This window comes from Actinomadura syzygii (genome assembly GCF_008085905.1).
GTDB classification, from domain to species: Bacteria; Actinomycetota; Actinomycetes; order Streptosporangiales; family Streptosporangiaceae; genus Spirillospora; species Spirillospora syzygii.
In genome coordinates this window covers 383404-407701 of the sequence record NZ_VSFF01000010.1, presented here as the reverse complement: position 1 = coordinate 407701, position 24298 = coordinate 383404, and the positions used below count along the sequence as shown (strand labels likewise).

Genomic DNA, 24298 nt, shown 5'->3' with positions numbered 1-24298 from the left:
CCGCTGCGATGCACACCCTGATCCAGGAGATCGAGAAGGCCGCGATGCGCACCGACGTCCCGGACTTCCGTCCGGGCGACACCCTGAAGGTGCATGTGCGCGTCACCGAAGGCAACCGGAGCCGAATCCAGGTCTTCCAGGGCGTGGTGATCCGTCGCCAGGGCGGCGGCGCCCGCGAGACCTTCACCGTCCGCAAGGTGAGCTACAGCGTCGGCGTCGAGCGGACCTTCCCGCTCAACAGCCCGTCCATCGACAAGATCGAGGTCGTGACGCGCGGCGACGTCCGCCGCGCCAAGCTGTACTACCTGCGGAACCTGCGCGGCAAGGCCGCGCGCATCAAGGAGAAGCGCGACCACTGAGCCGATGAGCGACGACGCCCCGGGAACCCGAGACGGTGACCGGGGCGTTGCCCGTTTCGGACGGAGATGGTCGGCCCGGACGGCCGCGACACGCCCGCGGGCGGCGTCCCGCGTGCCACGCGCCGCTAGGCTTTCGCTCTGATGACTGACGAGGACGATCGGAGAGACGTGCGATCCGAAGCCGAGGGCGCGGTGCCCGAAGAGAAGGAGCCCGTGGACTCGAGCGAGGACGCGGCCGACGACTCCGAAGACGACGCCAAGGGTAAGAAGAAGAAGCGGCAGGGCTCGTTCTGGAAAGAGCTCCCCGTCCTCATCGTCGTCGCCGTCGTGCTCGCCCTCGTCATCAAGGCGTTCGCGGTCCAGGCGTTCTACATCCCGTCCGGCTCGATGGAGAACACCCTCCAGGTCGGCGACCGCGTCCTCGTCAACAAGATCGTCTACCACACCCGCGACATCGCCCGCGGTGACGTGATCGTCTTCAACGGCCTCGACTCCTGGGACCCGGAGGTCCAGGTCAAGGAGCCCGGCAACCCCGTCTCCAAGGCGCTGCGCGCCGTCGGCACCGCCTTCGGCGTCGCGCCCAACGAGAAGGACTACATCAAGCGCGTCATCGGCATCCCCGGCGACCACATCAAGTGCTGCGACGCCCAGGGCCGCGTCACCGTCAACGGCGTCCCGCTGGACGAGAACTCCTACCTCTACACCGACCCGATCACGCACGAGCGGAACAAGCCGTCGAACGACCCCTTCGACGTCACCGTGAAGCCGGGTCAGCTGTGGGTCATGGGTGACCACCGCGAACTCTCCTTCGACTCCCGCTCCCACCGCGGCGACCCGGGCGGCGGCACCATCCCGATCGACCGCGTGATCGGCCGCGCCTTCGTCATCGTCTGGCCGCTCGACCGCATGGGCAACCTCCCGATCCCGGACACGTTCAAGCAGAAGGCCCTCGAAAAGTCCTCCGCCGCGGCCCTTCCCGCCACGCCGTACGCCCTCGGCGTCATCGGCACCCTGCCCCTCGCCTACCTCCTGCGTCGCCGCCGCCTGAGAGACTCCTGACGGCGACGACCGCGACGCACACCGCGCGGCCGACCGCCCGACAGCACCGCACCCACCCGCAACGCCGTGGACCGACAGCCCACAACCCAAAGTCGACCGCCAGCCGCCGCCCCGCCAGCCAGGCTCGCTGATCACCCACGCCCCAAAGCGCCTGACCAGCAGCCGCGTGCAGCGCTTGGCCGACCGGACGGTGTGGGCTCGCTGCGCCGGGGTGTTGATCAGCAGCTGCATGTAGCGCTTGGTCGGCTCGGTGATTGTGGCGAACGGGCCTGAGGCGTCGTGTGACGGTCTTTCGCAGGCGCGAGCTCAAGCGGGCGGTGATGGTGCCCCAGAAGGGGTCTTTTCTGGCTGCGGCATGCGGCGCGAGGTCGGGCCGGAGGGTCCGGGTGGAGCTTTGGTTAAGCGCGATGCGCAATACGTGGTCGGGTGGGTGGTGTTGCTGCGCCGGAGCGGCGCGTTGGTTGGCTGTGGCGCGTAACGCCCCGCCGGTTCGGTGATTTGGGCAGGTCAGGGCAGGGGGCGTTCTGGTGTCGTCGGTCAATGTCATTTCTCCGAGCAGGTGCCTGGGACGGAGGTGATCAGGGCCATGGCGGGAAGGATGCGGATCGGCGAGCGGCGGCCGGGGACGGGGACGTACGCTGCGGAGCATGAAGGGTCGCCCACTTCGTTTCACGCCGCGTCGTGACGCGGGGCTGCACGCGTACGAGCGTGTTCTGGAGCACGCCGGGTTCAGCCCGGTGGCGGGTGTCGACGAGGCGGGGCGGGGGGCGTGCGCCGGGCCGATGGTCGTCGGCGCGGTGATCCTTCAGGGCGGGCGGGGCAGGATCGACGGCCTCACCGATTCCAAGATGCTCACACCCGCTCGCCGCGAGGAGCTCTACGACGAGATCACCAGGCGCGCCTACGCCTGGAGCGCCGTCGTCATCCCGTGCCACGACATCGACCGGATCGGCCTTCACCGCTGCAATATCGCGGGAATGCGGCGGGCGCTGGCCGCCCTGGACAAGCGGCCCGCCTACGTCCTCAGCGACGGCTTCCCCGTTCCGGGCCTGGACGTCCCAGGGCTTCCGATGATCAAGGGTGACCAGGTCGCGGCGTGCGTCGCGGCGGCGTCCATCGTCGCGAAGGTCACCCGAGACCGGATCATGGTCGAACTCCACGAGCGGTATCCCGAGTACGGCTTCGACCTTCACAAGGGGTACGTCACCCGCGCGCACGGCAAGGCGCTCTCGGTGCACGGACCCTGTCCGGAGCATCGGTTCTCCTACGTCAACGTTGGGCGTGCCTTGCGTAACAATGGAGAGGTGGCCTTGGAGGAGGAGACCGAAGGAGAGGTCCCCGGCGAGGGCCGGACGGAAGGGGCACGAGCGTGAGCGCCGAGGATCTCGAAAAGTACGAGACCGAGATGGAGCTGCAGCTCTATCGCGAGTACCGCGACGTGCTCGGGCTCTTCGGCTACGTCGTCGAGACCGAGCGCCGGTTCTACCTGACCAATTCCGTGGACCTTCAGGTGCGCAGTGTCGAGAACGGCGAGGTCTACTTCGAGGTCACGATGCAGGACGCCTGGGTCTGGGACATGTACCGCCCCGCCCGCTTCGTCAAGAACGTGCGTGTCGTCACCTTCAAGGACGTCAACGTCGAAGAACTCGCCAAAAGCGAGTTCGAACTCCCGTCCGACCAATAGGCCGACTCCCGCCTAGACGTGGGCGGCGATCGTGAGCGGCGTCCTGCCTCCGTGTTTGGACGGTTCATTCCGGGGGCCTTCGGGGGATGGGCGTGGCGGGGCCGGGGGACTTTGCCGATTTCGCCAACCGCCATCCAGCGGGAGCGCGTTCTATGAAGCCCGCGGCGGCCAGCAGGCCCAGCTTGGCGTTGACGGTCGGCAGATCGATCCCAGCCTTGACGGCGAGCTGGGCGGGACCGACCGCCCCTCGGGACGGGAACGCTTCGAGTACGGACCGGGTGACCGGCTCCAAACGGTCGCGAGGGAAGACCGGGGTGTGCGGGGGAGGGGCGAGGTCGGTGCCGAGGCGTCCGACCGTTTCGATGATCTCCTCGGTGCGGGTGATGACGGTGGCGTTCTCCTCGCGTAGGAGCCGGTGGCAGCCGACCGACGTCCGGCTGGTGATCGGGCCCGGCACGGCCATCACCATGCGGCCGAGCTTGGCGGCCCAGGCGGCCGTGTTGAGAGCGCCGCTGCGGGCCTCCGCCTCGACGACGAGCGTCCCGCGCGAAAGGGCGGCGATCACCCGATTGCGGATCAGGAAGCGGAGCCGGTGCGGGTGGGTGCCGGGCGGCGACTCGCTGACCAGCAGGGACCTCCGGGCCATCTCGGCGAAGAGCCCCTCGTTGGACGCCGGATAAGGCACGTCGACGCCGTTCGCGAAGACCGCGACGGTGCGCCCGTCGGCGGCGAGGGCGCCCCGGTGGGCGGCCGCGTCGATCCCGAGCGCGCCGCCGGAGATGACCGTCCAGCCCTCGTCGGCGAGTTCGGAGGCGAAGTCGGAGGCGGCGCGCATGCCGTAGGGGGACGCGGCGCGGGAGCCGACGACGGCGACCGAGCGCAGGCAGTTGTAGCGCAGGTCGCCGGGGCCGCGCAGCCACAGGGCGTAGGGGCGGCCGCTGCCGAGGTCGTCGAGGGTCGTCGGCCATTCGGGCTCGCCCGGGCAGATGAGGCGTCCATGGAAGCGGGCGCAGACGGCCATGTCCTGGTCGGGTTCGGCGGCGATCAGCCGGATCCGCCAATGTGCCAGGCGATCGATCTCCTTGGGGCCGGCGGGCACGCCGTCGGGGAGCCGTCCGGTGCGGATCGCTTCGAGGGCCTGCTCCGGGCCGGACTCGTCGATGATCCGGTTGAGGAAGGCGTCGCCGGGTTCGGCGACGGCGGTCAGGGTGGCGCGGGCGGTGCGCTCGTCGCTCACTGGCGCACCGCCGACCAGAGGGCGAGCGCGCCGCCGACGTCGTCCGGGCCGGGCTCGTCGTGGCCCGCCAGGTCGGCGAGCGTCCAGGCGACGCGCAGGACGCGGTCGAGCCCGCGGGCGGTCAGCGCGCCACGCTGGAGTGCTTGGTCGGGGCCCTGCATCGCCTCCGACGACGGGGTGAAGCGGCGGCGCAGCTCCGGCCCGGGGATCTCGGAGTTGGATCTCCATGGGGTGCCCGCCAGGCGGCTGAGCGTCCGTTCCCTGGCGAGCAGGACGCGTTCGGCCACCACCTTGCTGGATTCGGCGAACTCCAGGTCGTAGCGGAGTTCGGCGCGGCTGGCCGGGGTCAGCTCCAGCTTGAGGTCGATGCGGTCGAGCAGCGGCCCGGACACACGGGACGCGTACTTGCGGCGCGCGCCGGGGGCGCACGAGCAGTCGATCTGCTTGGCGGCGGCGCACGGGCAGGGGTTCGCCGCCAGGACGAGCGTGAACCGCGCGGGGAACCGCGCCATGCCCTCGATCCGGCTGATCCTCACCTCGCCCTCTTCGAGCGGCTGGCGCAGCGCGTCGAGCGTTCCGGCCAAGAACTCAGGAGCCTCATCTAGAAACAAGATCCCCCGGTGGGCCAGGGACACCGCTCCGGGCTGGAGGACGCGCCCCGATCCGCCGCCGACCAGCGACGCCCGGGACGCCGAGTGGTGCGGTGCGTAGAACGGCGGCTGGACGATCAGCGGCTGACCCGGCCGGAGCGTGCCCGCGACGGAGTGGATCGCCGTGACCTCCAGCGCGACGTCGGGCTCCAGGGGCGGCATCAGCGTCGGCAGGCGTTCCGCGAGCATGGTCTTCCCGCACCCGGGAGGCCCGGCGAAGAAGAGATGATGCCCTCCCGCGGCACTGATCTCCAGGGCGCGCCGTGCCTCCGCCTGCCCGCGGACGTCGGCCAGGTCCAGGTCGGGCGGGATGTCGTGCCGTCGCACCGAGTATCCGTCGGCGGGGGAGGGCGGCCCCTCGTCCTGGTCCTCTTCGATGGGCGGCGGCTGGTCGCGCAGGAGGCAGAGGAGAGCGCGCAGCGTCCTCGCCGAGACGACCTTCATGTCCGGGACGAGTTCTGCCTCGGCCGCGTTCGCCTGCGGGACGACCACCGTCCGGCAGCCGTTGTTCGCCGCCGCTAGCACGGCGGGCAGGACGCCCTGGATCGGACGAAGCCGGCCGTCCAGACCGAGTTCGCCGATCAGCACAAGGTCGGCGCAGGCGCGTGCCGGGACGGCCTCCGCCGCCGCGAGCAACGCGATCGCGATGGCGAGATCGAAGGTCGATCCTTTCTTCGGCACGCTCGCTGGAAACAGCGACACCGTGACATGCCTGTTAGGCCAGTCTTCACCGGAGTTGAAGATGGCGGCCCGGACGCGGTCGCGGGCCTCGCTGAGCGCGGTGTCCGGGAGGCCGACCAGGTGGAGGCCGGGCACGCCGCTGGTGATGGCCGCCTCGACGTCCACGACGAGGCCGTCCACCCCGACGAGCGACACCGAGCGGGTCTTCGCGAGCGTCATTCAGCACACCTCCCTCAGGTGGTCGATGGAGAAGCCGGTCCCCTTGGAGACCAGGCCGAGGACGTCGACCCGCACGTTCGCGGACCCGACGCCGTGCGCGGCGGCCCACCGCCAGGCCAGCCGCCGCAACCGGGCGGCCTTGTCCGCCGTGATCGCTTCGAGGGGGTCGCCGAAGCGGGTGGAACCGCGGGTCTTCACCTCGCAGACGACGTGCCGGCGCCCGTCGTGGGCGACGATGTCGAGCTCGCCATCCGGGCACCGCCAGTTGCGGTCGAGAATCGTCCAGCCGAGTTCGAGCAGGTAGTCGGTGGCGGCGTCCTCGCCGCGCCTGCCGAGGCTGATGTGGGCTTTCATGGCCTCACCTCCGGACTTCGACGATGCCGCGCGGTGACGATGCGTGACAGAGGGAGCGCGAATTGTGGATAACCTCGGGAACATTCGCGACGATCACCGCGAAACGGCGGCGGGTCCTTGCTTCGGCCGGGTGTCTGGCGCAGCGTGACGCCTGTGACCCTTGCGCTGGAGGAAGCCGTCTCCGACTTCGGGCGCCATCTGCGCGCGGAGCGCGACGTCTCACCGCACACGCTGCGCGCCTACCTCGGCGATCTGAACGACCTGGTCGGCTATGCCGCTGACACCGGCGTGACGGAACCGGGGGAGTTGGACGTCTCGCTCCTGCGCGCCTGGCTCGCCCGCCAGCACGCGCTCGGCCGCTCGCGCGCCACCCTGGCCCGCAGGACGGCGGCCGTCCGCGCCTTCACCCGCCACCTGCACCGGCGAGGTCTGCTCGACGACGATCCAGGGCTACTGCTCGGCACTCCCAAGCGGCAACGGGACCTGCCCATCGCACTCACCCAGGAAGAGGCGGCGCGTCTCCTCGACACGATGGACGCCCAGGGACCTCTCGGACTCCGTGATCTGGCCGTCCTGGAACTGCTTTACGGAACGGGCGTTCGGGTCAGCGAACTGTGCGGTCTGGACATCGACGACCTGGACACCGGCCGACGCACGGTCCGAGTCCTGGGCAAGGGCGGACGTGAGCGGACCGTCCCGGTGGGAGAACCGGCCGTCCGCGCCGTCCAGGACTGGCTTCGGGCCGGACGCCCCGCCCTCTCGACCGAAGGCAGTGGCCCCGCCCTGTTCCTGGGCGTGCGCGGCGGACGCCTGCACCCGACCAGCGCGCGCCGGATCGTCCACGACCGGATCAACGAGGTCGGGGAAGTCCCCGACCTGAGCCCACATGGCCTGCGCCACAGCGCCGCCACCCATCTGCTCGAAGGCGGGGCGGACCTGAGGAGCGTCCAGGAGATCCTCGGTCACGCCTCATTGCAGACGACCCAGATCTACACCCACGTGGCGCCCGAACGCCTCAAACACGTCCATCGGCAGGCCCACCCCCGCGGAGCCCAACCCGACTGACCGCGCCCAACCGGCATGCGGGCGAGGCCGTGCCGTCCCGCATCCGGGGGGCGGGACGGCAGTTGGCGGGTCAGCGGGCGCGGCGGAGGCGGCGTTCCCGGGACAGGTTGATCACGCCCGGCGGCGGACGGTGCCTGCGGTGCAGCCGGAACCGGAGCCCGGTACGGCGCCAGACGAACGCCAGGGCGAGGGTCAGCAACACCCCGGTCAGCGCGCCGCCCGTCGCCGTGGTGGCGTCCCGCAGCACCAGGTCGGGCTGGTGCGACGGCTCCGGGGCGGGAGCAGGCGACGCCGTGGACTTCGGCCAGTAGGGCAGCAGGCGCACCTGCCGCTGGACCAGGCTCAGCGGATCCAGATAGAGCGAACCCCGCAGCAGCCCCCAGTGCAGGCACGGCACCCGGCAGTGCGGCACACCGCTCTCCAGGACCCCGATCCGCGTACCCGCCGTCACCTGTCGTCCCACCCCGATACTGGCGCGGACCGGCAGATACGTGGTCCGAAGCACGCCGTGATCGATCGCGACCACGCCCCGTCCCGCCAGACGCCGGGCGTAGGAGACGCGCCCCGCCCCGGCGGCGTAGACGGGCTGCCCTGGCCGCGCCGCCAGGTCGACGCCCCGGTGGCCGGGCCCCCACGGCGAGGCGGGTGGCGCGAAGGCCCGGACGACCTGCGGCGCGGGCGGCCCGAGCGGCCATCGCCACACCGCCGGACCGGGCGCCCCGAGGGCGATCGTGCAGGTGAGGAGCAATGTCAATAACGTCATGCATCGCAGCCTGCCGCCCAGCCCGACGCGCCGACAGGGGCTCCGTCAACTGTGGATAACCTCGGCCGCCGTTCATTCCCGGACACCCCCGCGCCCTGATAATCTGTAGCAGTGTCCGAGAGGGCACCGGCCAGGGCCAGGCCGTCGACGATCCGTCCGCAGGGGGGAGAGACGAGAAGCCGCGGTGAGCGGCGAGGTCACAGACCCGGAAACGGGTCACAGCCGCCTGGGGATGTCCCGGCGGCTGATTTCACGCGCCCGCATGCCACCGCTGACATGGGTGGGGCGCCGTCCCCAGGTCCGTCGCCGCGGCGACGGTGGGACGGCACCCGGGCGCAGGAGACAACCAAATGCGGCCCGGCAGGGCCAGAGAAGGAGAACACGGGCAATGGCACCCGTCGTCACCATGCGGCAGCTCCTTGAGAGCGGCGTCCACTTCGGCCACCAGACCCGCCGCTGGAACCCGAAGATGAAGCGCTTCATCCTCACCGAGCGCAACGGCATCTACATCATCGACCTCCAGCAGTCCCTGTCCTACATCGACCGCGCCTTCGAGTTCGTCAAGGCCACGGTCGCCCACGGCGGGACGATCCTGTTCGTCGGCACGAAGAAGCAGGCCCAGGAGTCCATCGCCGAGCAGGCGACCCGGGTCGGCATGCCCTACGTCAACCAGCGCTGGCTGGGCGGCATGCTCACGAACTTCTCCACCGTCCACAAGCGGCTCACCCGGCTCAAGGAGCTGGAGGAGATCAACTACGACGACGTGGCCGGTTCGGGCATGACCAAGAAGGAGCTCCTCGGGCTCCGCCGCGAGAAGGACAAGCTGGAGCGCACCCTCGGCGGTATCCGCGACATGGCGAAGGTTCCGAGCGCCATCTGGATCGTGGACACCAAGAAGGAGCACATCGCGGTCAACGAGGCAAAGAAGCTCGGTATCCCGGTCGTCGCGATCCTGGACACCAACTGCGACCCGGACGAGGTCGACTACCCGGTCCCGGGCAACGACGACGCCATCCGCAGCGTCAGCCTGCTGACCCGCGTCGTCGCCGACTCCGTCGCGGACGGCCTCATCGCGCGCGCGGGCGCCGCGCCCGGCGCGGACGAGAAGCCGGCCGAGGGCGCCGCCACCGCGGTCTCCGACGAGCCGCTGCCCGAGTGGGAGCGGGACCTGCTGAAGCCGTCCGAGGAGGGCGCCGAGGCCCCGGCGGAGGCCGCCGCCACCGAGGCCGCCGCGACCACCGAGGAGGCCCCGGCCCAGGACGCTCCCGCCGAGGACGCTCCGGCGCAGGAGGCCAAGGCTGAGGACGCGCCGGCTGAGGAGGCCAAGGCCGAGGACGCCAAGGCTGAGGAGACCCCGGCCGAGGAAGCGCCGAAGCCCGCCGAGGCCGAGCAGGCTTGATCCCGCGGTCCCGGCCCGTCCGGCGCGGACGGGCCGGGGACCGTCGCGGGTCCCACGACCAACGACGACGAGAGAAGCGAAGAGAGCAATGGCTAACTTCACCGCCGCCGACGTCAAGCGGCTGCGCGACCTGACCGGCTCCGGAATGATGGCCGTGAAGAACGCCCTCACCGAGGCGGACGGCGACTTCGAGAAGGCCACCGAGCTGCTGCGTCTCAAGGGCGCCAAGGACGTCGGCAAGCGCGCCGAGCGCACCGCCGCCAACGGCCTGGTCGCCGAGTACTTCGCGAACTCCGGCGACGGGGCGCTCCTGGAGCTGAACTGCGAGACCGACTTCGTCGCCAAGAACGAGCAGTTCATCCAGCTGGCGAACCGCCTCGTCGAGTTCGCCGCGGGCAGCGGCGCCGCCGACGCGCCGGGCCTGCTGGGCGCCGAGATCGAGCCGGGCAAGACCGTCCAGGCCCTGATCGAGGAGAACAGCGCCAAGATCGGCGAGAAGCTGGAACTGCGCCGCTACGCCCACTTCCAGGGCGCCTACGTGGCCAGCTACCTGCACAAGTCCGACCCGTCCCTGCCGCCGACCACCGGCGTGCTGGTCGAGCTGGACAAGGAGAACCCCGAGGTCGCCAAGGACGTCGCCCAGCAGGTCGCGGCGATGGCCCCCAAGTACCTCACCCGCGAGGAGATCCCCGCCGAGGCGGTCGAGAAGGAGCGGGCGCTCGCCGAGCAGCTCACCCGGGACGAGGGCAAGCCCGAGCAGGCCATCCCGAAGATCGTCGAGGGCCGGGTCAACGCCTACTTCCGCGACTTCGTCCTCCTGGAGCAGGCGTTCGTGAAGGACAACAAGAAGACGATCGCGAAGGTCCTGGACGAGGCCGGGGTCAAGGTCGTCCGCTTCGCCCGGTTCAAGGTCGGGCAGGCGTAAGGGCACTCTGGAGACAGAGGTACCCGAAGGACAGCGCGAGACTACGAGGAGGCCGCCGACGTGCCGGACAAGACGACCACTAGCGCGGCGGCGGCCTCGTCGCCCGCACCCGGGCAGCACGCGCCGCGTGCCGGATGGAAGCGGGTCCTGCTGAAACTGTCCGGCGAGGCGTTCGCCGGACGCGACCCGCTGGGGATCGACCCGGAGGTCGTCCAGCATGTGGCGGAGGCCATCTCCGAGGCCGTGCGGGACGGCGTCCAGGTCGCGGTCGTCTGCGGCGGCGGCAACATGTTCCGCGGGGCGGTCATGGCCGAGCGCGGCATGGACCGCGGCCGCGCCGACTATATGGGCATGATCGGGACCGTCATCAACTCCCTCGCCCTCCAGGACTTCCTGGAGAAGCTCGGGCTCGACACCCGCGTGCAGACCGCGATCACCATGAGCCAGGTGGCCGAGCCGTACATTCCGCGGCGCGCCATCCGGCACCTGGAGAAGGGGCGCGTCGTCATCTTCGGCGCGGGTCTCGGTCAGCCGTTCTTCTCCACCGACACCACCGCCGCCCAGCGCGCGCTGGAGATCGGGGCGGAGGCCGTCCTGAAGGCCACCCAAGTGGACGGTGTCTACGATGCCGATCCGCGAAAGAATCCTGACGCGGTCAAGTTCGACCGTTTGGATTACGGTGAAGTTCTACAGCGGGGCCTGAAGGTCATGGACGCCACGGCCATCAGCCTCTGCATGGACAACGCGCTCCCCATCGTGGTCTTCGACCTCATGGGGCAGGGCAACATCGTCCGGGCCGTCCGGGGTGAGAAGATCGGCACGCTGGTCAGCCCGGAGGAGGGCTGACCGGCAGCCCTCCAGCCGCAGCGCGCGTCGCGGCTCCGGACGCGGAGCCGGACGCGGTGCGGGACCGTCCGACCAGGCCGACCAGATGACACGGGAGTCACAGTGATCGACGAGACCCTCCTCGAAGCAGAGGAGAAGATGGAGAAGGCGGTCGCGGTCGCCAAGGAGGACTTCCAGGCCATCCGCACCGGACGGGTCACCCCCGCGATGTTCAACAAGATCACCGCGGAGTACTACGGGACGCCGACGCCGATCAACCAGCTCGCGTCGTTCACTCTGCCGGAGCCCCGGATGGTCATCGTCCAGGTCTTCGACAAGTCGTCCATGCAGGCCGTGGAGAAGGCGATCCGCGACAGCGACCTGGGCGTGAACCCCACCAACGACGGCAACGTCATCCGCGTCGTCTTCCCCGAGCTGTCGGAGGAGCGGCGCAAGGAGTTCATCAAGGTCGCGGGCCACAAGGCCGAGGACAGCCGGGTCTCCATCCGCAACATCCGCCGCCGTGCCAAGGACACGCTCGACAAGCTCGCCAAGGACGGCGAGGCGGGAGAGGACGACGTCCGGCGTGCGGAGAAGGAGCTCGACGACGCCACGCACCGCTACGTGGCGCAGATCGACGAGCTCCTTGAGCACAAGAAGGCAGAACTGCTCGAAGTTTGATGGGACTCGACGACGCCGGGGAGCCCTCCCGCTCCCCGGATGAGCCGGAGGCCGACATGGCCGGGCGGACGCCGGACACGTCCACCGGGGACACCTCGTCCTCCGGCCCCACCCCCTCCACGGGCGCGCATGCGTATGCGGGCCCTTCCGACAATGGGGCGTCCCCCGAGGCGGCGTCCGGTGACGAGACGTCTCCTGGTGAGGCGCCTGGCGGCAAGCGCGAAGGCAAAGCGGGCCGTAATCTCCCGCTCGCCATCACTGTCGGCCTCGGGCTCGGCGCCCTTGTCCTGATCTCTCTCTACACGGTCAAGGAGATCTTCCTGGCCGTGATGGTCGTGTTCCTGTTCGTCGGCATGCGGGAACTGACCGAGGCGTTCAAGAGCCGCGACATCCGCGTCCCGTTCATACCGGTCGCGACGGGCATGGTCGGCACGCCTGTCGTGACCTATGTGTGGGGGCCGACCGCCACGGTGGCGGCGTTGTCCCTCACGGTGCTCGCGTTGTTGATGACGAGGATGACCGAAGGCGCCGACGGGTACGTGCGCGACGTCGCCGCGGGGGCGCTCGTCGCCGGTTACCTGGTCCTCATGGGCGGCACCGTGGCGCTCCTGCTCCGCCCGGACGACGGCGACCACCGGATCGTCATCTTCATCGCCATCACCGTCGCCAGCGACACGGGCGGGTACTTCGCGGGATCGTTCCTGGGGAAGCACAAGCTGGCGCCCACGATCAGCCCCAAGAAGACCTGGGAAGGCGTGACGGGCTCGGCCCTCACCTGCATGGTCGTCGGAGGCTGGCTGGTCTGGTGGCTGATGGACGGCGGCCACGTCTGGCAGGGCGTCCTGATCGGCCTCGCCGCCGTGGTGACCGCGACCGCGGGCGACCTCGTCGAGTCGATGATCAAACGGGATCTCGGCATCAAGGATCTGGGAACGATCCTGCCCGGCCACGGCGGGGTCATGGACCGCCTGGACTCGCTGGTCGCGACCGCACCCGTCGTGTGGCTTCTCTTGGAGTTGTTCGTCCCCGCCTAGGCCCGCTTCGCTTGGAAGGGCTCCTAGGCGGGGGCTAGGGCGTGCGCGTCAGGAGACGACCCAGGAACGGCCCTGCTGGGCGAGGCGACGGACGAGCGCGTCCGAGCCGTCGCTCTTGGCGAAGCGGTGTTCCTCACCGGTGATGGGCACGAGCCACAGCCATCGGACGGGGTCCTCGTTCTGCGTCAATCCGGTCAGGTCAGGGAAGTCGGGGCCAGGGAGACGGCTCGGATCGTCCAGGAGAAGGACGCCTTCCCAGGCCGACTCACCGTTCCGCAAGGGGAACGTGCGTGCCTCGTGGTACCACTTGACGACGTCCCCGGGGGCGAACCACGTCACCGAACGCCATGGGTACTGGGCCAGCCACGGGAAGATGCTGCCCGCGCGTTGACTGGGCAGGGTGCTCGCCACGGCGAGTTCGATCCGTCCAAAGGGTGCGACGTCGTCCTCGTACAGCTCGACCGTGGGCATTCGTTGACGGCACATCCCGACCGTGCTGAGTACGGTGAATTCCCGGTCGCCTCTTGCCGGACGTTCCGAGACCCCTACGGTCGGGGCCATGTTCGTACGGCCGCCGCCCAGTTGGCGTCCGACATCGTGCCAGTAGTGGCCACCTGGGCCGAGCCTCTGCAGAAGGTGGCCGAGCACAGACTGCTGGAACTCGGCCCAGGAACCGTCCGCGCGGCACATCTTCCAGTGCTCGCGGGCCCGGTCGATGCGTGGTCCGAAATCCTCGATCTCTTCTTCCAGGGGGAAGGCGAACGGGCTCTGCCGGACGACGTCGCGGGCGTATCCGGGGATACCGCGCCCCATGTCGGACCAACCGGGGATCACGAACAGCGGATCGCCCGCCTCCAGGACGGCGACGCCGTCACCCTCTACGAACCACACGACCTCAAGGGCTTCGACGTCCAGTTCCTTGCGTCCCGCCGGGTGGCGTACGTGGGATTCCGGCATGAGGGGCGCGCGGCCCGCGTCCAGACGGAATTGGTCCAGGTCCGGTGGCGCCTTGCGGTGGTTGGCGACCCATACCGCCCCGACCACCGAGTCCCGCGCGTCTTTCAGGAAGGCCGCCGTAACGTCGCCGTCGGTCTCGACGGTGAGCCGCCGGCTGCCGTACGGGCTGGCCGCGGTGTGGAGGACCGCGGCCGTGGATCCCCGGGACGGGGACGCACCCCTGCGCAATACCGACATGATCGAGACCTTAGTCGCAGACAAGGTCATCTGCAGCGATGTCGTGTCGCGGGCGAGGAGGCGTGTCCGCAGGCGGACGACGCACACCCATGTGTTTGCCACACTGGAGGGACCATGGCTGCCACCCGATCCGCCCCCGCAGACCCCGCGCCGAAGAAGACCCCGGCGAAGCTCGTGTTCGCCGCGCCCAGGCGCGGCAAGCCGCCGAGGCATCTCGCCGACCTCACCGCGGCGGAACGCCGCGATGCGGTGACCGAGCTGGGTGAGAAGCCGTTCCGGGCCGATCAGCTGTCCCGGCACTATTTCGCGCGTCTCGTGGACGATCCGGCTCAGATGACGGACCTTCCCGCAGCCGTCCGTGAACGTCTCGTGTCCGAGTTGCTGCCCTCGCTGCTGACGCCGGTACGGGAATTGACGTGTGACGGTGGGACGACCCTCAAGTCGGTCTGGAAGGCGTTCGACGGCGTCCTGTTCGAGTCGGTGCTGATGCGGTATCCGGACAGGGCGACGATGTGCGTCTCATCCCAGGCGGGGTGCGGCATGAACTGCCCCTTCTGCGCGACCGGTCAGGCTGGGCTCACTCGCAACCTTTCCACGGCGGAGATAGTGGAACAGGTCACCGCGGGCGCGCGCGCTCTGGCTCGTGGCCGTATCCCTGGCGGAACGGGTCGTGTCTCCAACGTCGTCTTCATGGGCATGGGCGAGCCGCTCGCCAACTACAAGGCGGTGCTAGGCGCGGTACGGCGCATCACTGACCCTGCACCGGCCGGGTTGGGTATCTCTCAGCGCGCGGTGACTGTTTCTACGGTCGGGCTCGTCCCGGCTATCGAAAAGCTCGCCGCAGAGGACATGTCCGTACGGCTGGCAGTGTCCCTGCACGCGCCCGATGACGAACTGCGCGACGAACTCGTCCCCATCAACAACCGGTGGAAGGTCTCTGAGGTACTGGACGCGGCCTGGGCCTACGCGGACCGTAGCGGACGCCGTGTCTCGATCGAATACGCCCTCATCAAGGACGTCAACGATCAGGCATGGCGGGCCGATCTTCTCGGAAGGCTCTTGCGCGGGAATCTCGTACACGTCAACCTGATTCCGTTGAATCCGACGCCGGGTTCCAAGTGGACCGCTTCAAGGCCGTCGGACGAGCGCGAGTTCGTCCGCCGCCTGGAGGCCCACGGGGTCCCGGTCACGGTGCGCGACACTCGGGGCAGGGAGATCGACGGGGCCTGCGGCCAGTTGGCCGCGGCGACGAAGGACTGAGCGCGCGCGGGCGTGTCCCTGCCGTCCCGCGGGCGCCGGGGATACGGCTGAGGAGCGGTGCGCGGTGCGACCCAGTGCGCGGCTGCCCGTGGTCCTGCGGGGGTACGACCGGGACCAGGTGGACGGCCTGCTGAAACGGATCTCGCAGGCGTTGAACGGCGGTCCGCCCATGGACGCGGACGAGATTCGGGTGACGCGGTTCGACGTCGTCCTGCGCGGCTACGAGCCCCGCGCCGTGGACGAACTGGTGCGCGAGTGCATCAGGGAGCTTGAGGCCAGGGGGCCGATCGCAGACCGTCCCGCCCGCCCGCGCGCCAACCCGAGCTGGCTGATCAACTGGATCCAGAACGCCCGGTTCTCGGGCGCCGGCATGCGCTCCGGCTACGACGTCCGGGACGTCGACGCATTCCTGGACCGCGTGATCGCCGGGCTGCGCGGCGCCGCCCCGCCGGTCAGCGCCCGCGACATCCGGGAGAGCGCGTTCCGCGTCGTCCGCCTCGGACCCGGCTACGACGAGCAGGAAGTGGACCGCTTCCTGGTACAGCTCGCGAGCGCCCTCGAAGGGCGCTGACGAAGTTATCCACAATTTCGGCGGAGGGTGTGCGGGCGGCGCGGGCCGCGTCACGCTACGTGCATGGATGATTTCGCGGCACAGTTCCGGCGGCTCCGCTCCCTCCTCGCGGCCTTCCTGCTCCCCGAGTTCACGGCCGCTCTGGTCCCGCTGATCAGGCCCGCGCTGAGGCTGGGCGCGGGCGGCGGGGCACCCGTCCACCTCGGCGGCGCCCCGCTCCTCCCGCATGGTGTGCCCTGGCCACGCTGGAACGGCCGTCCGCTCGACTTCCTCGGTGCGATCGACTTCGCCGAACTCGCCGGGTTCGGTGACATCCGGGGTCTTCCGACGTCCGGCCGGGCCGCGTTCTACTACGCGACCGCTACGCCCCGTCCCTGGGGCGACGAGGCGGCGCAGCGCGACGGTTGGCGCGTCCTGAGCGGGGACCTCAGGCCCGCCACGCCGCCCTCTGACGCACTGACCTTCCGCAGGACGCACCTGTATGCCGCCCCGTTCCTGTCGCTGCCCTCACCGCAGGAGTTGCCCATGCGGCGCCTGGAGGCCGCGTGCCGGGGTTTCCTGCCGGTCTACGAGCAGTTGCATGCCGCGTGGTCCCAGTACGCCTGGCCGGACGGCATGCCCGCACATCAGTTAGGCGGCTGGCCGACGCTCGTCCAGCGCCCGCTCGGCCCGGACTGCCTGTACGCCTCCACGGGGCGTGCGCTGGACTCGCCCCAACCTCCGCCTCTGTCACCCGATGAGGAAGGCGCCGTGGACGACTGGCGTCTGCTGCTCCAACTCGACTCCGACCAACGCCTGGGCTGGTACTGGGGCGACCCGGGCCGCGTCTACTTCAGCGCCCGTCCCAACGTCCCCTTGGAGGAGTCCTGGCTGAGCCTCCAGGCCACGTGAAGCACGGCCCGGTTGCCCGAAGGGGCTGTTCCCGAGGGCCCTGTTATGCGGCGACGGGTCTGTTACGCGACGGGCCTCTCGCGAGGGCCCTGTTGCCCGGCGGCCCTGCGGAACTGGTGCTAGGGGTGCTGGGAGGTCAGGAACGGCGGCGGGCTGCGGTGATGTAGGCGGCTCCTACCAGCGCGGACCAGATGCCCAGGTGCAGAGCGATCTCTGGGAAACGCGAGGTGAAGTCCTTGGCCCCGTCGTGGGCGGCGCGGAGCCAACCGATCAGCGGGACGGAGAGCCAGGAGAGACGTCCGAGGCCCAGAAGGATCGTGGCGGTGAGCGCGCTGAGGAGGGCCAGCAGGGAAACGCCGGGGTCGGGGATCAGGGCTCGGCTCGTCCATGCGCCGATGAGCGTGCCGGGAATGGCGACGAGGAGGTTGAGCGCACAACCCGCGAGGATCGCCGATCCGGGCGACTCAACTTGGATCGCCTGGAAGAGAGGGATGACCAATGCGACAGCCCCTAGGGAGAGGTTCACGCCGTAGGCCGAAAGCAGTCCCGCCACTGTCGGGGTTGAGGGACGGCGGGCGGCGAGGGCGGTCAGCGCGCGCTGCTCGTCCGGCTGGGTGTCGAGGAGGGCGCGGGCCGCCCAGGCCCACACGGGGAACATGAACGCCGCCACGTCCCCGAAGGTGCCGATTGCGAGATCGGAGGCGTTCGGTCCGGCGGGCCCCTGGATGAGGACGAGCACCACGACGAGCGCTACGACGATCAACGGATGCAGCACCCGAAGGGAACGGACATAGCCCGCCACCTGGAATCTGACAAGCGCCGTCACTGCCCTGGCCTTCGCACTCGGTAGCCGTCCGCGCGCAGCTTGGTCTCCACGGTGTCGGCCTGATCGGCTGGGACTTCGACTTCCAGGACGGTCCAATCCGTCTTGACGGACGAGAAGGAAGTCACCTTTCCGTCGGCCACGCGGAGCTGGTCGATCTCCGGAAGAGCCTCGATGCAGCGCTGGTGGTCGCTGACGACCACCGTGGTGCCGCCCGTCGCGATCTCGGAGATCAGGGCGGGCAGGAGGTCGCGGGTGGCCGCGTCCAGACCGGCGAACGGCTCGTCCAGGATGAGCAGTCCCGGGTCGTCCAGGAGGGCTTGTGCGAGGCCGACCTTCTGCGCGCTGCCCTTCGACAGCTCGGGTAGCCGCACGCCGAGGAGGTGATCAAGGCCCAGCCGCTCCACCCATGTCCCAACGGATTCTGCCGGGACTCGGCGTATCGCGGCCATGTGGTCGAGGTAGCTCCGGACGGTGAACGGCTGGTTCACCGGAAAGCGTTCGGGCGCATATCCCACGCGCTTGGGCCGGTCGCTGACGACACCCTTACCCGGGGTGCGCAAACCGGCGATCACCCGGAGCAGAGTCGACTTCCCGGCGCCATTGCGCCCGGTCACCTCTGTCACGCCGCCGGGAGGGAACGACAGCGTCACGTCCCTGAATACCCAGGGATCCTTCCGGCGATATCGAAACGCGACACCTTCCAACCGCATGAAACCCGAACCGTAGCTCTCCACAAGTAAGCCCACCGTTAACCAGCGACCCCACCCGACCGCCCACCCCCGGTGCCGCGCCCGTGCGCCGGGCTGGCGCGCGGCTTCCGTGCCATCCCGTGCCTCTGCTCGTGCGTGCGCTGCCCGTGCGGTGCGCCCCTGCGGTGCGTCTGTGTGTGGGGTGTGTCGCCTGGTGGGGGTTGGTTGGGGTGGTGGTTGTTGGTGGGGCTGGTTGAGGGTTGTGGCGAGTTTTAGTTGGGTTGGGGGTGGAGGTTTGGATGGGTGATCAGGGGTGTTTGTTCTGCGAGATCGTCAAGGGGGAGAGGAGTGCGCATGTTGTGATGGAGCGGCCGGAGGCGGTGGCGTTTCTTGATTCGCGGCCCTTGTTCAAGGGGCACGCCTTGCTGGTGCCGCGGGTGCATTACGAGACGCTCACCGATCTGCCCGCGGAGCTGCTCGGTCCGTTCTTCGGGTATGCGCAGCTGCTCGCGGGGGCGATGGAGTCGGTGCTCGGGGCGGCCGGGTCGTTCGTGGCGATGAACAATCGGGTGAGTCAGAGCGTCCCGCATCTGCATGTGCATGTGGTGCCGCGCAACCGGAAGGACGGGCTGCGCGGGTTCTTCTGGCCGCGGCAGAAGTACGAGTCGGACGGTGAGGCGGCCGAGTACGCCGGGCGCCTAGGCGAGGCGCTCGGTGTGGACGGCGGGTAGGGCGGGTCAGGTCAGGGCGAGTAGGACGGCCGTGAATGGGCCCGAGGGGTCCGTGTCGGCGGAGAGGTGGGCGTCTTGGGCCGCCGCCTCGTACAGGTCGCGTTCGGCCCGGTCCAGGGCCGTGGAGAGGACGTAGTCGGTGACCGTCCAGCCGATCAGCTCCGCGGCCCTGCGGATCACGAGAAGCTGCTCCGCGGACGGCCGGAGGGCGAGGTCGGCGTGGGCGGCGGGAAGGTCCTGGCGAACCGACTCAGACATGGCCGGTCTCCTTCCTTGCGGCATCTCAACGTACGCCGCGAGGTGTGGACTGGACATCCCCACTGAGGACGAGAATTGCGCACCGCTGGTAGGAGTCAGCGAGTACCCCATGAGTATGTCTGTTTGCGCAATTTCAAATAGACGAAGCTCTCCGTGGAGACGACGCCGGGCACGGTCCGGATACGGGCGAGGAGTTCGAGGAGGCGCTCGTCGTCCTCGCAGACGAGTTCGAGGAGGATGTCGAATGATCCCGCGGTGATGACGACGTAGTCGATCTCGTCGATGTCCGCGAGTTGGTCGGCGGCCTTCTCCAGGTCGCCCTCGCATTTCACGCCGATCATCATCTGCCGGTGGAACCCGAGCATGAGCGGGTCGGTGACGCCGACGATCTGCATGACTCCGGTGTCGAGGAGCTTCTGCACGCGCTGCCGGACGGCGGCCTCGGAGAGTCCGACGGCCTTGCCGATGGCGGCGTAGGAGCGGCGGCCGTCCTGCTGGAGCTGCTCGATGATCTGCTTGGCGGTGTCGTCGAGCTGGACGCGGGCTGCGCGTTCCATCGGTGGTCTCCCGAATTTGCGGCATCGAGGGTATGGGGCATCCAAGTCAAGTGAATCAGTCATGAAAGCTGACCATTGCCACGGAATCACTTGTATTGGGAGGAAGCCTCTGTAAGGGTCGGGCCAACAGGACACAACGGGCGACGGAGCCCAGGAGGGACCTGAGGATGAGCGGCGAGCGGCTGCGTAACTTTATCGGCGGCGAGTACATCGACGCCAAGGACGGCCGAACGATGGAGGTGATCGACCCGAGCACCGGCGAGGCGTACGCGGAGGCCCCCGCGTCCGGCCCCGGCGACGTCGACGCCGCCTTCCGCGCGGCCGCCGAGGCGTTCCCCGCCTGGCGGGACGCGACGCCGGGCGAGCGGAGCCTCGCGATGCTGCGGTTCGCCGACGCCGTCGAGAGACGCGCCGGGGACCTCGTCTCCGCGGAGAGCCGCGACACGGGCAAGCCGCTCCAGTTGACCATGGACGAGGAAGTGCCCCCCATGGTGGACAACCTCCGGTTCTTCGCGGGCGCGTCGCGGGTCCTGGAAGGCAAGGCGACCGCCGAGTACATGGCGGACCACACGTCCTCCATCAGGCGGGAGCCGATCGGGGTGTGCGCCCAGGTGACGCCCTGGAACTACCCCATGATGATGGCGGTCTGGAAGATCGGGCCCGCGCTGGCGACGGGCAACACGGTCGTGCTCAAGCCGTCCGAGACGACCCCGGCGAGCACGCTGCTGCTCGCGGAGATCGCGGCCGAGTTCCTGCCGCCCGGCGTGTTCAACGTCATCTGCGGCGACCGGGACGCGGGACGCGCTCTGGTCGAGCACCCGACGCCGCAGATGGTGTCGATCACCGGGAGCGTCCGGGCGGGGATGGAGGTCGCCGCGTCGGCCGCCAAGGACCTCAAGCGGGTGCACCTGGAGCTCGGCGGCAAGGCGCCGGTGGTCGTGTTCGACGACGCGGACGTCGCGTCCGCCGCGGCGGGCATCGCCGAGGCCGGGTACTTCAACGCGGGCCAGGACTGCACGGCCGCCACGCGCGTCCTCGTCGCCGACCGGCTGCACGACGACTTCACCGAAGCCCTCACCGAGGCCGCCAAGGGGACGACGGTCGGCCCGCCCAGCGACACGGACGCCTACTACGGCCCGGTCAACAACGCCAACCAGCTCGACCGCGTGCAGGGGTTCATCGACCGCGTCCCGGGGCACGCGCGCGTCCTGGCCGGGGGCGAGCGCGTCGGCGACCGCGGGTACTTCTTCGCGCCGACCGTCGTCGGCGGCCTCCGCCAGGACGACGAGATGATCCAGGACGAGGTGTTCGGCCCGGTCATCACCGTCCAGAGCTTCACGGACGAAGCGCAAGCCGTCGAGTGGGCGAACGGTGTCAAGTACGGCCTGGCCGCCAGCGTCTGGACGCAGAACCACGGCCGCGCCATGCGCATGACCAAGGCCCTGGACTTCGGCGCGGTGTGGGTCAACACCCACATCCCGATGGTGTCGGAGATGCCGCACGGCGGCTTCAAGCACTCCGGCTACGGCAAGGACATGTCGATGTACGGAATCGAGGACTACACCCGCGTCAAGCACGTCATGCACTACATCGGCGGCTGACCCACCTCCCGACCCCCAGGCCCAGTGGACGGTCTTCGAGTCGTGCCCAGGTTGTTCCGGCGAGCACGAGGTTCAGCCACGAAGGGCGCGGTCGACACGTGCAGTCGTTTCTGCGCGTTCTTCGGGACGGCCCGCGATCGCACGCTCGCCTGCGCGGCGGGCCGCCTCCGGACTCGGCGTCGGCGCACCCTGATTCGACGCGCAGCCGAATGGGCGGCGGACGTTATGGGGAGGCAACTGGTTGATCACTGCATCGGCAGGGTCGGGTCGGCTACCGTTGAACCACCCGGATCATGACGAGGACGCCGCCGTGAACCTGCAGGACATGATGGTGCAACACGACAGTTCGTCGCGCACCGTCGACAAGTACCTGATGTCCCACGAGGGACGTGTCATCGCCGTCCGTCGCCACCCCGCCGTCCTGCTGCTGCCGGTCGGGATCGTCGTCGCCGGGCTCGTCGCCTGCGGCGCGGTCAGCGCGGTCAGCGGCATCATCTGGATCTGGTGGGTGTGGCTGGTCACCATCGCATACCTGGTCTGGAAGGTCATCGCCTGGTCGATCGAGTTCTTCCTGGTCACCGAGCATCGCGTCATGGTGGTCATGGGCGTGCTCAACCGGACGGTCGCGATGATGCCCGTCGCGAAAGTGACGGATATCGCGCTGAACCGCTCCGTCGGCGGCCGGATTATGGGGTACGGGGAATTCGTGATGGAATCCGCCGGGCAGAAGCAGGCGCTCCGCAACGTCGGCTTCATGCCGTACCCGGAGCAGCTCTACCTCGAGGTCTCATCGGTCATCTTCGGCACCATCGACGAGTCCCCCGACTAGATGGACGCGGACGGCAACGGCGGCCGCCCCGCCGGGCAGGGTGGGGCGCGCGGGCCGGAAGGCGAGTTCGCGCACGACGTCACGGGCCGCCCAGTCTGGCGGCTCCTGCTTCGCGGCCTCGGCGTGTACCTGCCGGGCTGGGAGATGCCCGCGGGCGCGCTCCGCGTCCGGGACGGGACGCCGTCCCCGGGCTTCGGCCCGCCCGCCTACCTGAACGGCGACGCCGGGTTCGGCGTCCAGATCCCCGACCGCCGCAAGGGCCTGGAGCCCGACCGGGAGATCTACGTCCGCGGCCAGGAGAACCCGAGCTTCGGCATCGTCGTCGCGGGCCCGGCCGCCGCGATCGGGAGCCGCGTCGTCGACGCCGACACGCTGATGCGGTTCGCGCGGCGGCTGACGTTCGAGGAGCTGTTCGAACCCGGCGACCCCGACTCGGTCCCGTACGCGGTCCGCGGGGCGCGAGCGGTGGAGAACGCCGTGTTCCTCGACCGCGCCGCCGGGATCGGGCTGTGCGCCGAGGTCGACCCGGTCACCCGCGCGCTGACGTGCCCGCTGTACGTGCGGATGGGGAGCCCGTCCCAGCGGACGGTGCGCGCCTACGGGGCGGCGGCCCAGCCGGTGAGGTCCCACAGCTGATGTGACGGGAGCCGCCGCAGCCGGACGGTCGCGGCGGCCGGGTCCCAGAACACCTCGTCGCTCTCCAGCTCCAGCGACTGCGCGGCGGTCAGCACGGCGCACAGCAGCTCGTCCCGCGTCCGGACGGCCATCAGCGGCCCGATCTGCGCCACCGCGCCCGAGCACTCGGACAGCGTCCGCAGCAGCGCCTTCAAAGCGGCCTCGTCCTCCGGCGGCCGGGACGGCTCCACGCCCGCCGGGACGCCCGGCTCCACCCGCGCGAGTCCGCGCCGCGCGTTCCCGCCGCTCGCGCTCCCGTTGTGCGGCAGGTCGGCGCCGGTCGAGATGAGCAGCGCGCTGAACGCGCCCGCGAGGTCGTCGGCGGCCTGCCCGCCGAGGAAGTAGCGGCGGCGCTCCGGCGCGCCCGGCGCGGAGCCGTTCGGGCCCTCCGCCGTGCGGAACCGGACGTTCAGCCTGCTCGCCCGCACGCACCGCTCGTACATCTCGCCGAGGATGTCGTCGAGCTGCTCGTCGCGCGTCCACAGCCGCCCGGTCGCGGTCACCGACTCGCCGTCCGAGTGGGGGCGGCCGGTCAGCGCGGCGGTGACGGTGTCGTCCAGCTCGCCCTCGGTGTACTGGAGGAGTTCGGCGACGACGTCCTCGACGTCCTCCAGGGTGCGGGTCAGGGTGCGCTGCAGCTCCAGGATCTCGGTGCCGCCGCGCTCCAGCTCGGCGAGCCGGTCGAGCGCGGTGTCGACCTTGCCCTCGACCTCGTCCGAGCCCGCGCGGGTGACGGCCCGCACCGACGTCTCCACCTCGGTGAGCTTGCGGCGGAGGGCGGCGAGCGTGATCCGCTGCTGCTCCAGGTCGCGGAGCCGCCCGGCCTGCGTGCGCAGGAAGTCGTCCGCCTGGTGGACGAGCCCCGCCAGTTCCTCCACCTGACCGGTGTTCTGCCGGAGCCGGGTGTCGAGCGCGGGGAGGACGTCCTGCTTCACCCGGCCGAGCTCGGCGGTGAGCTGTTCCCCGACCGTGACGAGGACGTTGTTCTGCTTCGTGACCTGCTCGTTCAGTGCGTCGATTCGCCGCGTGAAAGCGTTCGCCTGATCCCGGCTCTGCTTTCCCGCGTAGAGTTCGAGCGCCCCGACGACGACGCACATCACCACCAGGATGACCGTCGTCATGGCACTCCTCGGACGTGACGGTGGTTACCGGAACGGGTTTTGAACGCGACCATAACTTACGATCACGCGCGCCGACCGGCACTTACGTAACCGACTGATCTCAGTGACCGATCGGTGGCACCGGCCCTTCCCGCGCCATTCCGTGACCGTCTTTGTGCAG

The 24298-nt window shown here is 69.8% G+C and carries 27 protein-coding genes; 17 read left to right on the top strand and 10 right to left on the bottom strand.

What is annotated here, in order from left to right; translation table 11 throughout:
- Positions 1-8 precede the first annotated feature (8 nt).
- The 4 genes from rplS to FXF65_RS27230 all read left to right on the top strand — a co-directional run bounded on the left by rplS (position 9) and on the right by FXF65_RS27230 (position 3102).
- Entirely contained in the window at positions 9-359 is a 351-nt protein-coding gene (gene rplS / locus FXF65_RS27245; protein WP_067883960.1) for a 50S ribosomal protein L19, read from the top strand.
- A 168-nt stretch (positions 360-527) separates the two neighbouring features.
- Positions 528-1418: a signal peptidase I gene (gene lepB, locus FXF65_RS27240; RefSeq protein WP_246199132.1), complete on the top strand. Its 891-nt coding sequence runs from the start codon at positions 528-530 to the stop codon at positions 1416-1418.
- A 647-nt stretch (positions 1419-2065) separates the two neighbouring features.
- Positions 2066-2791 (top strand): ribonuclease HII, encoded by a 726-nt coding sequence (locus FXF65_RS27235; protein ID WP_148352862.1) that lies wholly within the window; start codon positions 2066-2068, stop codon positions 2789-2791.
- The gene (locus FXF65_RS27230; RefSeq protein WP_148352861.1) at positions 2788-3102 is read left to right on the top strand and encodes a DUF2469 domain-containing protein; all 315 of its coding nucleotides are present in this window, start codon (positions 2788-2790) and stop codon (positions 3100-3102) included. Before FXF65_RS27235 ends, FXF65_RS27230 begins: the two co-directional genes overlap by 4 nt.
- Before the next feature lie 64 nt (positions 3103-3166).
- Here the strand turns inward: FXF65_RS27230 and dprA are convergent, their stop codons facing one another.
- Genes dprA through FXF65_RS27215 form a run of 3 tightly spaced genes read right to left on the bottom strand, consistent with a single transcriptional unit; the run spans position 3167 to position 6243 of the window.
- The gene (dprA, locus tag FXF65_RS27225) at positions 3167-4339 is read right to left on the bottom strand and encodes a DNA-processing protein DprA (RefSeq protein WP_148352860.1); all 1173 of its coding nucleotides are present in this window, start codon (positions 4337-4339) and stop codon (positions 3167-3169) included.
- A complete protein-coding gene (locus tag FXF65_RS27220; protein WP_148352859.1) occupies positions 4336-5889 on the bottom strand; it encodes a YifB family Mg chelatase-like AAA ATPase in 1554 nt (517 codons plus the stop codon). Before FXF65_RS27220 ends, dprA begins: the two co-directional genes overlap by 4 nt.
- Entirely contained in the window at positions 5890-6243 is a 354-nt protein-coding gene (locus tag FXF65_RS27215) for a YraN family protein (RefSeq protein ID WP_148352858.1), read from the bottom strand. It abuts the gene before it with no gap.
- 153 nt (positions 6244-6396) lie between these two features.
- Here FXF65_RS27215 and FXF65_RS27210 point away from each other — a divergent pair, with 153 nt between their 5' ends.
- Positions 6397-7308 carry a tyrosine recombinase XerC gene (locus tag FXF65_RS27210; protein WP_246199131.1) on the top strand — a complete coding sequence of 304 codons (912 nt, stop codon included), beginning with the start codon at positions 6397-6399 and terminating at the stop codon, positions 7306-7308.
- Between the two features lie 70 nt (positions 7309-7378).
- Here the strand turns inward: FXF65_RS27210 and FXF65_RS27205 are convergent, their stop codons facing one another.
- Positions 7379-8071, bottom strand: coding sequence for a M23 family metallopeptidase (locus FXF65_RS27205; RefSeq protein WP_148352856.1), 693 nt, complete (start codon positions 8069-8071; stop codon positions 7379-7381).
- A gap of 388 nt (positions 8072-8459) precedes the next feature.
- Between FXF65_RS27205 and rpsB the strand changes: the two genes are divergently transcribed.
- The 5 genes from rpsB to FXF65_RS27180 all read left to right on the top strand — a co-directional run bounded on the left by rpsB (position 8460) and on the right by FXF65_RS27180 (position 12935).
- Positions 8460-9470 (top strand): 30S ribosomal protein S2, encoded by a 1011-nt coding sequence (gene rpsB / locus FXF65_RS27200; RefSeq protein ID WP_148352855.1) that lies wholly within the window; start codon positions 8460-8462, stop codon positions 9468-9470.
- A gap of 88 nt (positions 9471-9558) precedes the next feature.
- On the top strand, positions 9559-10395 hold the full coding sequence (gene tsf, locus FXF65_RS27195; RefSeq protein ID WP_148352854.1) for a translation elongation factor Ts: 837 nt from the start codon (positions 9559-9561) through the stop codon (positions 10393-10395).
- Positions 10396-10542: 147 nt separating this feature from the next.
- On the top strand, positions 10543-11241 hold the full coding sequence (gene pyrH, locus FXF65_RS27190; protein WP_246199154.1) for a UMP kinase: 699 nt from the start codon (positions 10543-10545) through the stop codon (positions 11239-11241).
- 102 nt (positions 11242-11343) lie between these two features.
- On the top strand, positions 11344-11901 hold the full coding sequence (frr, locus tag FXF65_RS27185; protein ID WP_148352852.1) for a ribosome recycling factor: 558 nt from the start codon (positions 11344-11346) through the stop codon (positions 11899-11901).
- Positions 11901-12935, top strand: coding sequence for a phosphatidate cytidylyltransferase (locus FXF65_RS27180; protein WP_246199130.1), 1035 nt, complete (start codon positions 11901-11903; stop codon positions 12933-12935). Before frr ends, FXF65_RS27180 begins: the two co-directional genes overlap by 1 nt.
- A gap of 48 nt (positions 12936-12983) precedes the next feature.
- Here the strand turns inward: FXF65_RS27180 and FXF65_RS27175 are convergent, their stop codons facing one another.
- A complete protein-coding gene (locus FXF65_RS27175) occupies positions 12984-14129 on the bottom strand; it encodes a suppressor of fused domain protein (protein WP_148352851.1) in 1146 nt (381 codons plus the stop codon).
- 114 nt (positions 14130-14243) lie between these two features.
- On the opposite strand from FXF65_RS27175, the gene rlmN reads away from it, so the two are divergent.
- The 3 genes from rlmN (at position 14244) to FXF65_RS27160 (ending at position 16851) form a co-directional block, all read left to right on the top strand.
- Positions 14244-15389 (top strand): dual-specificity RNA methyltransferase RlmN, encoded by a 1146-nt coding sequence (rlmN, locus tag FXF65_RS27170; protein WP_148352850.1) that lies wholly within the window; start codon positions 14244-14246, stop codon positions 15387-15389.
- A gap of 64 nt (positions 15390-15453) precedes the next feature.
- Positions 15454-15960: a DivIVA domain-containing protein gene (locus FXF65_RS27165; protein WP_148352849.1), complete on the top strand. Its 507-nt coding sequence runs from the start codon at positions 15454-15456 to the stop codon at positions 15958-15960.
- Between the two features lie 63 nt (positions 15961-16023).
- A complete protein-coding gene (locus FXF65_RS27160; protein WP_148352848.1) occupies positions 16024-16851 on the top strand; it encodes a DUF1963 domain-containing protein in 828 nt (275 codons plus the stop codon).
- A 136-nt stretch (positions 16852-16987) separates the two neighbouring features.
- Here FXF65_RS27160 and FXF65_RS27155 read toward each other — a convergent pair whose 3' ends face one another.
- Together FXF65_RS27155 and FXF65_RS27150 are read right to left on the bottom strand one after the other, a co-directional pair.
- Positions 16988-17626, bottom strand: coding sequence for a hypothetical protein (locus FXF65_RS27155; protein ID WP_148352847.1), 639 nt, complete (start codon positions 17624-17626; stop codon positions 16988-16990).
- Positions 17627-17673: 47 nt separating this feature from the next.
- Positions 17674-18411 (bottom strand): ABC transporter ATP-binding protein, encoded by a 738-nt coding sequence (locus FXF65_RS27150; RefSeq protein ID WP_246199129.1) that lies wholly within the window; start codon positions 18409-18411, stop codon positions 17674-17676.
- A gap of 254 nt (positions 18412-18665) precedes the next feature.
- On the opposite strand from FXF65_RS27150, the gene FXF65_RS27145 reads away from it, so the two are divergent.
- Positions 18666-19097 (top strand): HIT family protein, encoded by a 432-nt coding sequence (locus FXF65_RS27145; RefSeq protein WP_148352846.1) that lies wholly within the window; start codon positions 18666-18668, stop codon positions 19095-19097.
- 6 nt (positions 19098-19103) lie between these two features.
- Here the strand turns inward: FXF65_RS27145 and FXF65_RS27140 are convergent, their stop codons facing one another.
- A complete protein-coding gene (locus FXF65_RS27140; RefSeq protein WP_148352845.1) occupies positions 19104-19355 on the bottom strand; it encodes a type II toxin -antitoxin system TacA 1-like antitoxin in 252 nt (83 codons plus the stop codon).
- 95 nt (positions 19356-19450) lie between these two features.
- On the bottom strand, positions 19451-19912 hold the full coding sequence (locus FXF65_RS27135) for an Lrp/AsnC family transcriptional regulator (RefSeq protein WP_148352844.1): 462 nt from the start codon (positions 19910-19912) through the stop codon (positions 19451-19453).
- Between the two features lie 167 nt (positions 19913-20079).
- On the opposite strand from FXF65_RS27135, the gene FXF65_RS27130 reads away from it, so the two are divergent.
- From FXF65_RS27130 to FXF65_RS27120, 3 genes are all read left to right on the top strand, one after another.
- Positions 20080-21513 carry a gamma-aminobutyraldehyde dehydrogenase gene (locus FXF65_RS27130; RefSeq protein ID WP_148352843.1) on the top strand — a complete coding sequence of 478 codons (1434 nt, stop codon included), beginning with the start codon at positions 20080-20082 and terminating at the stop codon, positions 21511-21513.
- Positions 21514-21823: 310 nt separating this feature from the next.
- Positions 21824-22342 (top strand): PH domain-containing protein, encoded by a 519-nt coding sequence (locus FXF65_RS27125; protein WP_342787551.1) that lies wholly within the window; start codon positions 21824-21826, stop codon positions 22340-22342.
- Positions 22343-22978: a hypothetical protein gene (locus FXF65_RS27120; protein WP_148352842.1), complete on the top strand. Its 636-nt coding sequence runs from the start codon at positions 22343-22345 to the stop codon at positions 22976-22978.
- Here FXF65_RS27120 and FXF65_RS27115 read toward each other — a convergent pair.
- Entirely contained in the window at positions 22939-24138 is a 1200-nt protein-coding gene (locus FXF65_RS27115; protein WP_148352841.1) for a hypothetical protein, read from the bottom strand. The genes FXF65_RS27120 and FXF65_RS27115 overlap by 40 nt on opposite strands.
- Positions 24139-24298: the final 160 nt, after the last annotated feature.

Bases quoted from the DNA above. Each gene is read 5' to 3' on its own strand.
- rplS (WP_067883960.1), top strand. From the start codon at position 9: ATGCACACCCTGATCCAGGAGATCGAGAAGGCCGCGATGCGCACCGAC.
- FXF65_RS27235 (WP_148352862.1), top strand. From the start codon at position 2,066: ATGAAGGGTCGCCCACTTCGTTTCACGCCGCGTCGTGACGCGGGGCTG.
- FXF65_RS27220 (WP_148352859.1), bottom strand. From the start codon at position 5,889: ATGACGCTCGCGAAGACCCGCTCGGTGTCGCTCGTCGGGGTGGACGGC.
- FXF65_RS27215 (WP_148352858.1), bottom strand. From the start codon at position 6,243: ATGAAAGCCCACATCAGCCTCGGCAGGCGCGGCGAGGACGCCGCCACC.
- FXF65_RS27205 (WP_148352856.1), bottom strand. From the start codon at position 8,071: ATGACGTTATTGACATTGCTCCTCACCTGCACGATCGCCCTCGGGGCG.
- rpsB (WP_148352855.1), top strand. From the start codon at position 8,460: ATGGCACCCGTCGTCACCATGCGGCAGCTCCTTGAGAGCGGCGTCCAC.
- tsf (WP_148352854.1), top strand. From the start codon at position 9,559: ATGGCTAACTTCACCGCCGCCGACGTCAAGCGGCTGCGCGACCTGACC.
- FXF65_RS27180 (WP_246199130.1), top strand. From the start codon at position 11,901: ATGGGACTCGACGACGCCGGGGAGCCCTCCCGCTCCCCGGATGAGCCG.
- FXF65_RS27175 (WP_148352851.1), bottom strand. From the start codon at position 14,129: ATGTCGGTATTGCGCAGGGGTGCGTCCCCGTCCCGGGGATCCACGGCC.
- rlmN (WP_148352850.1), top strand. From the start codon at position 14,244: ATGGCTGCCACCCGATCCGCCCCCGCAGACCCCGCGCCGAAGAAGACC.
- FXF65_RS27160 (WP_148352848.1), top strand. From the start codon at position 16,024: ATGGATGATTTCGCGGCACAGTTCCGGCGGCTCCGCTCCCTCCTCGCG.
- FXF65_RS27145 (WP_148352846.1), top strand. From the start codon at position 18,666: ATGGGTGATCAGGGGTGTTTGTTCTGCGAGATCGTCAAGGGGGAGAGG.
- FXF65_RS27140 (WP_148352845.1), bottom strand. From the start codon at position 19,355: ATGTCTGAGTCGGTTCGCCAGGACCTTCCCGCCGCCCACGCCGACCTC.
- FXF65_RS27135 (WP_148352844.1), bottom strand. From the start codon at position 19,912: ATGGAACGCGCAGCCCGCGTCCAGCTCGACGACACCGCCAAGCAGATC.
- FXF65_RS27130 (WP_148352843.1), top strand. From the start codon at position 20,080: ATGAGCGGCGAGCGGCTGCGTAACTTTATCGGCGGCGAGTACATCGAC.
- FXF65_RS27120 (WP_148352842.1), top strand. From the start codon at position 22,343: ATGGACGCGGACGGCAACGGCGGCCGCCCCGCCGGGCAGGGTGGGGCG.
- FXF65_RS27115 (WP_148352841.1), bottom strand. From the start codon at position 24,138: ATGACGACGGTCATCCTGGTGGTGATGTGCGTCGTCGTCGGGGCGCTC.